Source organism: Streptomyces sp. NPDC090445, assembly GCF_044769385.1.
GTDB lineage: Bacteria > Actinomycetota > Actinomycetes > Streptomycetales > Streptomycetaceae > Streptomyces.
The window spans coordinates 653,460-665,807 of sequence record NZ_JBIVXV010000002.1; the positions used below are offsets into that span (position 1 = coordinate 653,460).

Here is a 12,348-nt window from a genome sequence, read left to right on the forward strand (position 1 = left end):
CTCCGGGGGCCGCGCGCGGGGCCCGGACGGCGCTACCCGCGGGGCAGGGTCGCCACGACGAGGTACGCGTCCTCGGTCCGGGTGGCGGTCAGGGTGCCGCCGAGGCTGCTGACCCGCTCGGCCATGCTCGCCGTGCCCGAACCCGCCGAGACGGGGGCGCGTGCCGGGCCGCGGGCGGGCAGCCTGTTGCCGACCGAGATCCGCAGCCGGTCCCCGTCCGCCTCGATCCGTACGTCGACGGTCTGGCCGCGGGCGTGCTTGGCGGCATTGGTCAGGCATTCCTGCACCACCCGGTAGACGGCCGCCTGCCGCAGCGGCGACAGGCCGTGGACCTGCGGGTCCAGGCTGAGCCGTACGGGTGAGCCGGCGCGCCCGCTCTGCTCCGCGAGGACGGGCAGCCCGTCCACGCCCGGGGTGGCGTCGGGGTCGCTGCGCTGGACGATGATCTCGTTGAGGACCAGGTGGGCCCGGCGGGCGGTGTCGGCGAGCTCCTCGAAGTCCTTCGCGTGCGCCGTCCGGCGCGCCCGTACCGACAGGACCTCGGAGCGCACGGTCAGCAGGGTCAGCTCCCGTCCGACGAAGTCGTGGACGTCGCGGGCGACCGAGGAGCGCTCCTGCTGGACCGCCTGGAGCACGGCCGACTCGGCGGCGCGGGCTTCGAGCTCGCGGACGAGGTCGTGGCGGTAGGCGGCGATGCCGACGGCCGAGGCGAGCACGCCGATGGGCACGACGAGGCTCAGGAAGGCGCTGAGGGTCTGGGCCCGCGGCTCGGGCCAGCCGGGCACGCTGAACACCGCCAGCGCGAACGCCACGTAGCCGACGGTGGCGAGGACGGCGGCCCGGCGGCCGCGGTAGCGGCCGACCGAGTAGAGGGCGAACTGGATCAGCGTCAGCTCGTGCAGCCAGCCGATGAACAGCAGGGCGGTGAGGTACGGGATCCAGGGCGCCCGGCGGCGTACGACCAGGGTGGCGGCCCCCGCGGCGAGGACGGCGGCGGCCATGGGGCCGGTCAGCGAGTTGTCGGCGGCGGCGAGGCCCGGCAGGTCCAGGGCCATCAGGGCGAGGCAGCCGAGCGCGGTGAGCACGTCGGACGCCCGCTGGGTGCCGGACCAGCCCTCGGCGAGCCGGCGGCCGCCGGCCACGGCCCACTGGTACGCCGAGACGACGGGCTGGAGGCGCATGCCTTCCATCATCCGTGGTTGCCGTAGGGGATCCGGCCCGACCAACCCGGACAAAAAAGTGATAAACGGCACGCCGGGGGCCGGGTACGGCGAAGGCGGGTACGGCAAGGGCGGTACGGCGAAGGCCCCCGCACCGGCATCCGGTGCGGGGGCCTTCGTACGGCCGTGGCGCGGCCCGCGGCCTGCGGGCCGGCTGCTAGGCGGCGGGCAGGGCCTCCAGCTGGGCCTGGATCCGCGCGATGTCGGCCTCGGCCTTGGCCAGGCGGCCCTTGATCTTGTCCACGACGTTGTCGGGGGCCTTGGCCAGGAAGGCCTCGTTCCCGAGCTTGGCCTCGGCCTGGGCCTTCTCCTTCTCCGCGGCCGCGAGGTCCTTGGAGAGCCGCTTGCGCTCGGCGGCCACGTCGATGGTGCCCGACAGGTCGAGCGCGACGGTGGCCCCGGCCACCGGCAGGGTGGCGGTGGCGCTGAAGCCCTCGCCCTCCGGCTGGAGGCGCAGCAGCTGGCGGATGGCCGCCTCGTGCGCGGCGAGCTGCGTGCCGGCCAGGTCGAGGCGGGCCGGGACCTTCTGACCCGGCTGCAGGCCCTGGTCGGCGCGGAAGCGGCGGACCTCGGTGACGACCTGCTGGAGGTTCTCGATCTCGGCCTCGGCGGCCTCGTCGCGGAAACCGCTGTCGGACGGCCACTCGGCGACCACGATGGACTCCCGGCCGGTGAGGGTGGTCCACAGGGTCTCGGTGACGAACGGGACGACCGGGTGCAGCAGGCGCATCAGGACGTCCAGGACCTCGCCGAGGACCCGGCCGGAGGCCTTGGCGCCCTCGCCGCCCGCGAAGAACGTGGTCTTCGACAGCTCGACGTACCAGTCGAAGACCTCGTCCCACGCGAAGTGGTAGAGCGCCTCGCTGAGCTTGGCGAACTGGAAGTCCTCGTAGTACGCGTCGACCTGGGCGACCGTCTTGTTCAGGCGGGACAGGATCCAGCGGTCGGTGGCCGACAGCTGCTCGACGGGCGGAAGCTCGCCCTCGACCGTGGCGCCGTTCATCAGCGCGAAGCGGGTCGCGTTCCAGATCTTGTTGGCGAAGTTGCGGGAGGCCTGGACCCAGTCCTCGCCGATCGGGACGTCGGTGCCCGGGTTGGCGCCCTTGGCCAGGGTGAAGCGGACGGCGTCGGAGCCGTACTTGTCCATCCAGTCCAGCGGGTCGACGACGTTGCCGAAGGACTTCGACATCTTCTTGCCGCGCTCGTCGCGGACCAGGCCGGTCAGGGCGATGGTCTTGAACGGGACCTCGCCGTCCATCGCGTACAGGCCGAACATCATCATCCGGGCGACCCAGAAGAAGATGATGTCGTGGCCGGTGAGCAGGACGTCGGTGGAGTAGAACTTCGCCAGGTCCGGGGTCTTCTCCGGCCAGCCGAGCGTGGAGAACGGCCACAGGCCGGAGGAGAACCAGGTGTCGAGGACGTCGGTGTCCTGGTGCCAGCCCTCGCCCGTCGGCGGCTGCTCGTCGGGGCCGACGCAGACGATCTCGCCGTTCGGGCCGTACCAGATCGGGATCCGGTGGCCCCACCACAGCTGGCGCGAGATGCACCAGTCGTTCATGTTGTCGACCCAGTCGAAGTAGCGCTTCGACATGTCGGCCGGGTGGATGGCGACGCGGCCGTCGCGGACGGCGTCACCGGCGGCCTGGGCCAGCGGGCCGACCTTGACCCACCACTGCATGGACAGGCGCGGCTCGACGGTGGTGCTGCAGCGCGAGCAGTGGCCCACGGAGTGCATGTACGGGCGCTTCTCGGCGACGATCCGGCCCTGCTGGCGCAGGGCGCCGACGACCGCGGAACGGGCCTCGAAGCGGTCCAGGCCGAGGAAGGGGCCGTGGACGGTGATCACACCGCGCTCGTCCATGATCGTCATGGAGGGCAGGTCGTGGCGCTGGCCGATGGCGAAGTCGTTCGGGTCGTGCGCCGGGGTCACCTTGACGGCGCCGGTGCCGAACTCCGGGTCGACGTGCGTGTCGGCGACGACCGGGATGGTGCGGTCCGTCAGCGGCAGCTTGATCCGCTTGCCGATGAGGTGCCGGTAGCGCTCGTCGTCCGGGTGGACGGCGACGGCGGTGTCACCGAGCATCGTCTCGGCGCGGGTGGTGGCGACGACCAGGGTGTCCTCGCCCTCGCCGTACGTGATGGAGACGAGCTCCCCGGCGTCCTCCTGGTACTCCACCTCGATGTCGGAGATGGCGGTCAGGCAGCGCGGGCACCAGTTGATGATGCGCTCGGCGCGGTAGATCAGCTCGTCTTCGTACAGCTTCTTGAAGATGGTCTGGACGGCCTTGGACAGGCCCTCGTCCATGGTGAACCGCTCGCGCGACCAGTCGACGCCGTCGCCGAGGCGGCGCATCTGGCCGAGGATCTTGCCGCCGTACTCTTCCTTCCACTGCCAGACGCGGTCGACGAACTCCTCGCGGCCCAGGTCGTGGCGGGACTTGCCCTCCTCGGCGAGCTGCTGCTCGACCTTGTTCTGGGTGGCGATGCCGGCGTGGTCCATGCCGGGCAGCCACAGGGCCTCGTGGCCCTGCATGCGCTTGCGGCGGGTCAGGGCGTCCATCAGCGTGTGCTGGAAGGCGTGGCCCAGGTGGAGGGAGCCGGTGACGTTCGGCGGCGGGATGACGATGGTGTACGCGGGCTTCTCGCTCGCGGCATCGGCGGTGAAGTACCCACGCTCTACCCAGCGCTCGTAGAGCATCCCCTCTACCTCGGCCGGCGCGTACTGGGTCGGCAGTTCGGAGTTGGGGGTGCTGGGTGTCTGCGTGTTCTCGGTCACGGGCACAGTTTAGAGGCGTAACGGTCCGGTACTGAAACCGGCAAACCCGGGGGCCGGGGACCTGCGCCCGGCACCGGTGGGCCAGGATGTGTGGACTGCATAAACATCCTGAAGGGGGACGTGGGTATGAGCTACAACCAGCCGGGACCGTACGGAGGCCCGCCGCCGCAGCAGCCGGGACCGTACGGCGCCCCGCCGCCCCCGCCCCCTGCCCCGGCTCCCGGCCCGTACGGCCAGCCCGCCCCCCAGCCCGGCTACGGCTACCCGCAGCAGCCCCCGACCGCCCCCATGGGCTTCCCGCAGCAGCCCCCGCCGCCGCCCGGCGCCCCCGGCTACCCGCCGCAGCCCCCGACCGCCCCGATGGGCCTCCCCCAGCAGCAGCCGCCCTACGGCTACCAGCAGCAGCCGGGCATGCCGCCGCAGCCGTACGGCACCCAGCCGCCGAAGAAGTCGAAGACGGGCGTCATCATCGCCGCGGTCGTCGCGGTGGCGGTCATAGCCGGCGGCGGCTGGTACCTCCTGGGCGGCTCGGGCGGCACCATCGACGAGGCCACCAAGGGCTACAAGCTGGTCGCCCCGGAGACGGTCGGCGAGTTCAAGAAGAACCCCAAGTCTCAGCCGGGGTCTTTCACCGACAAGGAGCGCCGGGAGGCCGAGGCCGTCGGCGTCAAGAACCCCACCCAGGTCAACCAGAAGTACCAGGCGGGCGACCCGAGCAACCCGCTGGCGGCCAAGGCGCTCAACTTCGAGGGCGTCTACGGCGACATCGCCGAGCCCGAGAAGGCGGTCGACGCCTACTTCGCCCTGGCCAAGGCCAACACCAGCGAGGGCGACAAGATGACGGTCGAACTCATCGGAACCCCCAAGGCGATAACCCCGAATGGTTTCAAGGGCGCAGTGATGAAGTGCCAGGAAGCCAAGTACACCGCGAAGAGCTCCACGACCAAGGGGCCCAAGGAGTTCACTCTTCCGATCTGCATCTGGGGCGACCACAGCACCCTGACCATGGTCGGCGCGAGCGACGCGGCTGCCATCCTCTCGGGCCAGAAGGGCTACACCATGGAGCAGGTCGCGGACCTCGCGGCGAAGCTCTACAACACGGCCCGCGTCAAGGTCTGATCGACCCGGCGGCCGACACGAGCACCCGTTCCCCGTGTCGGCCGCAACCAGGTCGCCCTTACGCCATGCTGCACGCCGTGATGGCGTCTTCGCTCCGGACCCCTATGTTGGCCAGACCCAAGTAGCAACCCTGCCAGGCTCCCACGTTGGTGTAGTCCGCACCGAACTTGCAGGCAGCCTCCACCTTCGGGCCGATGACGTAGCCCGCTTCATGCAGCGAATACTGGCAATCGCCCTGATCGGCCGACGCGGGTGAGGCCACCACGATCGGCAGCGCAGCAGCAGCGAACACTGCCGCCAGGACTCCCCCTGCACGCTTCATCTTCATCTCCATCCCTTTGCCTACGGCACGGAGAAGGAGTTGATCATGAAATGTGCCGACACTCTCGGGAAAATGGCACAAATGACCGATTGCCGATCGAGTTTGCCTGAATCCGACGAGGGGCGCCCCGGATGTCCGGGGCGCCCCTCCTCGTTCGGGTGCGGCAGCAGCGCGCCGCGTAACGACTACGCCGACTTCTCCTGCGGGCCCTGGTCCTTCGGGACGATGCGGGGGACCAGGGTCGGGTTCACGTTGGAGCGGACCACGTCGGCGGTGATGACCACGCGGGCCACGTCCTTGCGGGACGGGACCTCGTACATCACCGACATCAGGACCTCCTCCATGATGGCACGCAGGCCGCGCGCGCCCGTCTGGCGGAGGATCGCCTGGTCCGCGATGGCCTCCAGGGCCTCGCGCTCGAAGTCCAGCTCGACGCCGTCGAGTTCGAACAGCCGCTGGTACTGCTTGACCAGGGCGTTGCGCGGCTCCACCAGGATCTGGAGCAGCGCTTCCCGGTCCAGGTTGTGCACCGAGGTGATGACCGGCAGGCGGCCGATGAACTCCGGGATCATCCCGAACTTCACCAGGTCCTCCGGCATGACCTCCTGGAACTGGTCGCTGGCCTCGATCTCCCGCTTCGAGCGGATCGTCGCGCCGAAGCCGATGCCCTTGGCGCCGGCCCGCGATTCGATGATCTTCTCCAGGCCGGCGAAGGCGCCGCCCACGATGAACAGCACGTTCGTCGTGTCGATCTGGATGAACTCCTGGTGCGGGTGCTTTCGGCCGCCCTGCGGCGGGACCGACGCGGTCGTCCCCTCCAGGATCTTCAGCAGGGCCTGCTGGACGCCCTCGCCGCTGACGTCGCGCGTGATCGACGGGTTCTCGCTCTTGCGGGCGACCTTGTCGATCTCGTCGATGTAGATGATGCCGGTCTCGGCCTTCTTGACGTCGTAGTCGGCGGCCTGGATCAGCTTCAGCAGGATGTTCTCGACGTCCTCACCCACATAGCCGGCCTCCGTCAGCGCCGTCGCGTCGGCGATGGCGAACGGGACGTTCAGCATGCGGGCGAGGGTCTGGGCCAGGAGGGTCTTGCCGGAGCCGGTCGGGCCCAGCAGCAGGATGTTGGACTTCGCGAGCTCGATCGCGTCGTCCCGGCCCTGCGCGCCGCCGTTCTCGCCGGCCTGGACGCGCTTGTAGTGGTTGTAGACCGCGACGGAGAGCGCCTTCTTCGCCGGCTCCTGGCCGACGACATAGCTCTCCAGGAACTCGTAGATCTCGCGAGGCTTGGGGAGTTCCTCCCACCGGACCTCGGAGGTCTCGGCGAGCTCCTCCTCGATGATCTCGTTGCAGAGGTCGATGCACTCGTCGCAGATGTACACACCGGGTCCTGCGATGAGCTTCTTCACCTGCTTCTGGCTCTTTCCGCAGAACGAGCACTTGAGCAGGTCGCCGCCGTCACCGATGCGTGCCACGAGGTGCTTCCCCTTCGCCTGGGAGACGCCTGGTTCAGCGGCTCCTGGTGCCTCATATCCGACGGTACCTTGCCGGGGGCCCCGTACGGGGCCCCCTTGACGCGGTTCACATCCCGGAATTCCGGGACGTGTCCGCGTCGAGCGGCGGCAAGGATCAGACCGCGTTCATCTTGCGGGTGGAGACGATCTGGTCGATCAGGCCGTACGCCAGGGCGTCCTCGGCCGTCAGGATCTTGTCGCGCTCGATGTCCTCGCGGATCTTCTCGATCGGCGTGGACGAGTGCTTGGCCAGCATGGTCTCCAGCTGGTCGCGCATGCGCAGGATCTCGTTGGCCGCGATCTCCAGGTCGGAGAGCTGCTCACGGCCGGTGCCGCCGGACGGCTGGTGGATCAGCACGCGCGCGTTCGGCAGGGCCATGCGCTTGCCGGGGGTGCCGGCGGCGAGCAGGACCGCGGCGGCGGAGGCCGCCTGGCCCATGCAGACCGTCTGGATGTCCGGCTTCACGAACTGCATCGTGTCGTAGATGGCCGTGAGCGCGGTGAAGGAGCCGCCCGGGCTGTTGATGTAGATCGAGATGTCGCGGTCCGGGTCCATCGACTCCAGGCACAGCAGCTGCGCCATGACGTCGTTGGCGGAGGCGTCGTCGATCTGCACGCCGAGGAAGATCACGCGCTCCTCGAAGAGCTTCGCGTACGGGTCGTACTCGCGCACGCCCTGCGAGGTGCGCTCGACGAAGCGCGGGACGACGTAGCGGTTGTCCACCTGCGGGCCGGTGTAGAGGCCGCTCGCGGGAGAGAGGTTGTTCATGTGCATCTGGGTGTTCACCATCCTGGTGCCGTTCTGCGGGCTGGGGCTTGCCTGGTGCGGGCGGGCGTACGGGCCTCGCGCGAGGCCCGGCGCACCGCCGGGGCCGGGATCAGGCCCCGGTGCCGCCGCCGCCGGGAACCAGGGACGCGGCGCTGATGATCTCGTCGATGAGGCCGTAGTCCTTGGCCTCCTCCGCCGTGAACCAGCGGTCGCGGTCGCCGTCGCGGATGATGGCCTCGACGGTCTGGCCCGAGTGGCGGGCGGTGATCTCCGCCATGCGCTGCTTGGTGCGCAGCAGGTACTGGGCCTGGATCTTGATGTCCGAGGCGGTGCCGCCGATGCCGGCGGAGCCCTGGTGCATCAGGATGTCGGTGTTCGGGAGCGCGAAGCGCTTGCCCGGGGCGCCGCCGGTGAGCAGGAACTGGCCCATGGAGGCCGCCATGCCCATGCCGATGGTGACGACGTCGTTCGGGATGTACTGCATGGTGTCGTAGACCGCCATGCCGGCCGTCACCGAGCCGCCGGGGCTGTTGATGTACAGGTAGATGTCCTTCTCCGGCTCCGCGGCCAGGAGGAGGAGCTGCGCCGTGATCTTGTTGGCGATCTCGTCGTCGACCTGCTGGCCGAGGAAGATGATGCGCTCGCCGAGGAGCCGGTTGTAGACATGGTCGCCGAGGCCGCCACCGATGGACGGCTCACCCGCGGCGTAAGGCTTCAGATTCGTCACGTATCCACCTGCTCGTCTCCGACGGCCACATGCCGTCTCAGCGTCTCGTTCTGGGGCGCGGCCCGGTTGGCGCGGTGTGTCCGCCATCGTCCGGGTACTCCCGTGCCCTCGTATTCATGGACCCTAACGCGCAGGTCGGACAACGCCATCCCGCTTCCCGAACTGTTCGCTCGGAGCGCAAGGTTCCCGGGGGCCCCGGGGGTACGCGGAAGGGCCCGCACGCGGCGGCGTGCGGGCCCTTCAGAAGCACTGCGGGGTGCTGCCGGGCCAGCGGGGGCCCGCCGGGCTTACTTGGCCTCGTCGGCCTTGTCCTCGGCCTCGCCGTCGACAGCGGCCTCGACCGTCTCGGCGGCGGTCTCGACCTCGTCCTCCTCGTCGGACAGGTCGATGACCTCACCCTTGGTGTCGACGACCTTGGCGGCCTCGACGACGAGCGCGAGGGCCTTGCCGCGGGCGACCTCGCCGACCAGCATCGGGACCTGGCCGCCCTCGACGACCGCCTGGGCGAACTGGTCGGGGGACATGCCGGAGGAGGCGGCGCGGCGCATGAGGTGCTCGGTGAGCTCCTCCTGGTTCACACCCAGCTTCTCCTTGTTGACCAGGGCGTCCAGGACGAACTGGGTCTTGATGCCCTTGATCGCCTGGTCCTTGGTCTCGGCGTCGAACTCCTCGACCGTCTTGCCCTGGAACTCCAGGTACTTCTCGATGGTCAGGCCCATCTGGCCGAGCTGGTGGTGCTCCAGGTTGTGCTTGCGGGTGTTGACCTCGTCCTCGAGGAGCTTCTCGGGGATCGGGACCTCGGCGAGCTCCAGCAGCTTCTCCAGGACGCGCTCCTGGGCCTGCGTGGCCTGGTCGTACTGCTTCATGTTCTCGAGGCGCTTGCGGCTGTCGGCCTTCAGCTCGTCGAGGGTGTCGAACTCGCTCGCCATCTGGGCGAACTCGTCGTCCAGCTCCGGCAGCTCCTTGGCGGCGACCTTGGACACCTTGACGGTGACCTCGGCGTCCTTGCCCTCGGCGGAGCCGCCCTTCAGCTGCGAGGTGAAGGTGGCCTCGCCGCCGGCCTCCAGGCCCTTGACGGCCTCGTCGATGCCGTCGAGGAGCTCGCCCGAGCCGATGGTGTACGAGACGTCCGTGGCGACGCCGTCCGGCAGGACCTCGCCGTCGACCTTGGCCTCCAGGTCGAGGGTGACGACGTCACCCTCGGCGGCGGCGCGCTCGACGTCCTTGGTGGAGGCGAAGCGGTTACGCAGCTGCTCGACGGACTTCTCGACGTCCTCGTCGGTGACCTCGACCGCGTCGACCTCGACCTCGATGCCGGAGAAGTCCGGGATCTCGATCTCGGGGCGCACGTCGACCTCGGCGGTGAAGGCCAGCAGCTCGCCGTCCTTCAGCTCGGTGATGTCGACCTCGGGCTGACCCAGCGGGTTCAGGTCGGCCTCGTTGATGGCCTCGGTGTAGAACTTCGGGAGCGCGTCGTTGACGGCCTCCTCCAGCACGGCGCCGCGGCCGAAGCGCTGGTCGATGACGCGGGCCGGGATCTTGCCCTTGCGGAAGCCCTTCACCGTGACCTGCTGGTTGATCTTCTTGTACGCCGCGTCGAGGCTGTCCTTGAGCTCCTCGAAGGGCACCTCGACAGTGAGCCGAACCCGAGTCGGGTTCAGGGTCTCCACGGCGCTCTTCACGGTTCGGTCTCCTTGTGGCTGACTGCTGGGGTTCTGCCGTCTCGCTGGTATTCAGCGGCCCGGCGGACTTCGGCCCGGTACATCAGACACACGGGCACGCAGCTTGCATAGTAACCGCAAGCGGCAATCAGCCCACAACGCGATCTTGGCGATGCGGCGGTGGTGGTCGGGGTGGCCGGATTCGAACCGACGACCTTCCGCTCCCAAAGCGGACGCGCTACCAAGCTGCGCCACACCCCGTCGGTGCGACACGTAGGGTACATGGCCGGAGACCCTCCGACACGCCGCGTTTTGACGAAGGTTTCCGGCCGCACGCGGTCCGGCCACGGCCGGCGCACTATCCGGTGTGCACTCCCCCGGCCCGACCCGCTAGGATGCTCTCCGTGCCGCGGCCTTCGGACCTGCGGCGCACGCAATGCGGGTGTAGCTCAATGGTAGAGCCCTAGTCTTCCAAACTAGCTACGCGGGTTCGATTCCCGTCACCCGCTCTGAACGACAAAGGGCCAGGTCAGAGGACGTTTCCTCGACCTGGCCCTCCGTCGTTCCCATGGCCTGCGACCAGGCCGCCGTGCCCCCTGCGCATGCGTTTGTATGTCCGAGGTCTACGCGATCCGCCTCCTGGACGCCCTGAACGACGCGGGCCCCACGTCCGCAGCCACGGCGGCCGCCGACTCGGCAGCAGCACGAAGTGAAGGGATCGGCCGTGCCGACCGACGTCGCCCTGAGCCTCGACCGCCTCACGGCGCCAAGCTCCTACGACGACCTCATGCTGACCATAGGTACCTTTCAGCACATATGCGATTCGTCCTACCTCTCGATAGACCTCTATCCCACCGACACGGCCGACTTGGGTGGAGCACTCGCACGCTTGCTGGAGCAGTGGAGCACCCAGGTCGACGGGCTCCGCGGCGTGAGTGGCACCGCCTACCTGCCCTACGACTTCTCGGACCAGTGCACGGCATGGCTACGCGTGTCTTCTGCGGACGGACACGCCATCGAGGTCCAAGCCGGCTGGAGCACGATCCCGGGGTGGAACGTCAACCCTTTCGACTACATCGCCGAGGCCCGCGAGGTACCGGGGTTCAAGCCGCTTCCCGAAGCCCGGATCACCTGCCTGCTTGACGACCTGGCGGCCCGCATCAACGCCAACCGCATCACCCTCGCCTCCACCGGCAACTAGCGCGGGAAGAGTTTCCACTTCCTCAAGGGCGCTTCCGCCGCGCACGACGCGTCGAGCGCGCCCGCCACCCGGACCCGCGCCCCCCGTCTCGGCCCCGCTCCAGCCCACGGTTGCACCCCACTCCGCCCCAGGCAGCCAGGCCGAGCAAGCCCAAGACCCACGCGACACATCCACGCCGAGCCCAGCCAGCAAGGCCCGCCCGAACGCGCAGGCCCTGGCAGACCAGCCGCCTGGAGCCCCTGCCTCACTCCGCACGGGTCGACGGCAGACGGGATGACAGCAGGGGGCACGTTTGAGACCGCGGGGCTGCATCCGCTGATCAATGTTGCAGAACGACACTCGCCATAGCGGTCTTGGCTTTAGAGTGTCGCGACTCGCCATGTACCAGCGGACCGATTTACAGGTGAAACATGCACGTACAAGAATCGAGAATTTCTGTGCGGCTCGTGGAGTATCCGATCTACTACCCCGAAACTGCGTGGACGCTGGAAGTAGGCGAGCTTGAGATAACCAGTGGGGAAATCCTCGCAGAGCTTGGAGAAGTTGCCACACTTCATGGGCAGCTGAAATACCCGGCATCCCACGAGTTGAAATCACGCGAGAGTCAGACCAGCTGGGGCGCCTCCGGCTCATTCGGCGAATACCTTCTGGACTTGTCAGTCAACGCGGGAGGCGGTTTGGGCGCAATCGCCTTCAGCGCCGCCATCAAGATCACTTTTGACCGAATCCGTGCTCGGGCAACCTACACGCCGCCCCCTCGCGATCCAATGACACCTGACGAGGCTCGACGCCTCCTCGCATCACACATCTCGATCCACTATGGAGTTTCAGCAAGCCAGCTCATCGAAAAGGAGCACAAGCATTCACCAGTCGAGCAAATCCACGAGTTCTCGTTCACCAGCCCGGACGGGGCAGAGTACGGCGGGATAGTCGGCTCGCCAGAGGACCCCTTGGAATGCACACGGGTGTGGCGAAAGTCGTCCACCCCTCAGGCTAGGCCGGAGTACTCCCACATGGAGAACGAGTAGCCACGGTGGAG

10 protein-coding genes and 2 tRNA genes are annotated in these 12,348 nt (G+C 68.6%); 4 read left to right on the forward strand and 8 right to left on the reverse strand.

Annotation, left to right across the window (positions count from 1 at the left end):
• Nucleotides 1-32: 32 nt before the first annotated feature.
• Entirely contained in the window at nucleotides 33-1,181 is a 1,149-nt protein-coding gene (locus ACIQUT_RS07695) for a sensor histidine kinase (protein ID WP_403560461.1), read from the reverse strand.
• Nucleotides 1,182-1,377: 196 nt separating this feature from the next.
• Nucleotides 1,378-3,999 (reverse strand): valine--tRNA ligase, encoded by a 2,622-nt coding sequence (locus tag ACIQUT_RS07700; protein WP_403560463.1) that lies wholly within the window; start codon nucleotides 3,997-3,999, stop codon nucleotides 1,378-1,380.
• A 126-nt stretch (nucleotides 4,000-4,125) separates the two neighbouring features.
• On the opposite strand from ACIQUT_RS07700, the gene ACIQUT_RS07705 reads away from it, so the two are divergent.
• Nucleotides 4,126-5,118: a hypothetical protein gene (locus tag ACIQUT_RS07705; RefSeq protein WP_403560465.1), complete on the forward strand. Its 993-nt coding sequence runs from the start codon at nucleotides 4,126-4,128 to the stop codon at nucleotides 5,116-5,118.
• Nucleotides 5,119-5,176: 58 nt separating this feature from the next.
• Here ACIQUT_RS07705 and ACIQUT_RS07710 read toward each other — a convergent pair whose 3' ends face one another.
• The 6 genes from ACIQUT_RS07710 to ACIQUT_RS07735 form a co-directional block, all read right to left on the reverse strand.
• The gene (locus tag ACIQUT_RS07710; RefSeq protein ID WP_403560467.1) at nucleotides 5,177-5,452 is read right to left on the reverse strand and encodes a hypothetical protein; all 276 of its coding nucleotides are present in this window, start codon (nucleotides 5,450-5,452) and stop codon (nucleotides 5,177-5,179) included.
• Between the two features lie 173 nt (nucleotides 5,453-5,625).
• A complete protein-coding gene (gene clpX / locus ACIQUT_RS07715; RefSeq protein ID WP_030297265.1) occupies nucleotides 5,626-6,912 on the reverse strand; it encodes an ATP-dependent Clp protease ATP-binding subunit ClpX in 1,287 nt (428 codons plus the stop codon).
• Between the two features lie 154 nt (nucleotides 6,913-7,066).
• Nucleotides 7,067-7,741 carry an ATP-dependent Clp protease proteolytic subunit gene (locus ACIQUT_RS07720; RefSeq protein ID WP_306439583.1) on the reverse strand — a complete coding sequence of 225 codons (675 nt, stop codon included), beginning with the start codon at nucleotides 7,739-7,741 and terminating at the stop codon, nucleotides 7,067-7,069.
• Between the two features lie 88 nt (nucleotides 7,742-7,829).
• Nucleotides 7,830-8,447, reverse strand: a complete 618-nt coding sequence (locus ACIQUT_RS07725; protein ID WP_179174540.1) for an ATP-dependent Clp protease proteolytic subunit — start codon at nucleotides 8,445-8,447, stop codon at nucleotides 7,830-7,832.
• Between the two features lie 287 nt (nucleotides 8,448-8,734).
• Nucleotides 8,735-10,129 carry a trigger factor gene (tig, locus tag ACIQUT_RS07730; protein ID WP_403560470.1) on the reverse strand — a complete coding sequence of 465 codons (1,395 nt, stop codon included), beginning with the start codon at nucleotides 10,127-10,129 and terminating at the stop codon, nucleotides 8,735-8,737.
• A 163-nt stretch (nucleotides 10,130-10,292) separates the two neighbouring features.
• A tRNA-Pro gene (locus ACIQUT_RS07735) sits at nucleotides 10,293-10,369 on the reverse strand.
• Between the two features lie 177 nt (nucleotides 10,370-10,546).
• Between ACIQUT_RS07735 and ACIQUT_RS07740 the strand changes: the two genes are divergently transcribed.
• The 3 genes from ACIQUT_RS07740 (at nucleotide 10,547) to ACIQUT_RS07750 (ending at nucleotide 12,337) form a co-directional block, all read left to right on the forward strand.
• A tRNA-Gly gene (locus ACIQUT_RS07740) sits at nucleotides 10,547-10,617 on the forward strand.
• Nucleotides 10,618-10,832: 215 nt separating this feature from the next.
• On the forward strand, nucleotides 10,833-11,309 hold the full coding sequence (locus ACIQUT_RS07745; protein WP_403560472.1) for a hypothetical protein: 477 nt from the start codon (nucleotides 10,833-10,835) through the stop codon (nucleotides 11,307-11,309).
• Between the two features lie 410 nt (nucleotides 11,310-11,719).
• Nucleotides 11,720-12,337, forward strand: a complete 618-nt coding sequence (locus tag ACIQUT_RS07750) for a hypothetical protein (protein WP_403560473.1) — start codon at nucleotides 11,720-11,722, stop codon at nucleotides 12,335-12,337.
• Nucleotides 12,338-12,348: the final 11 nt, after the last annotated feature.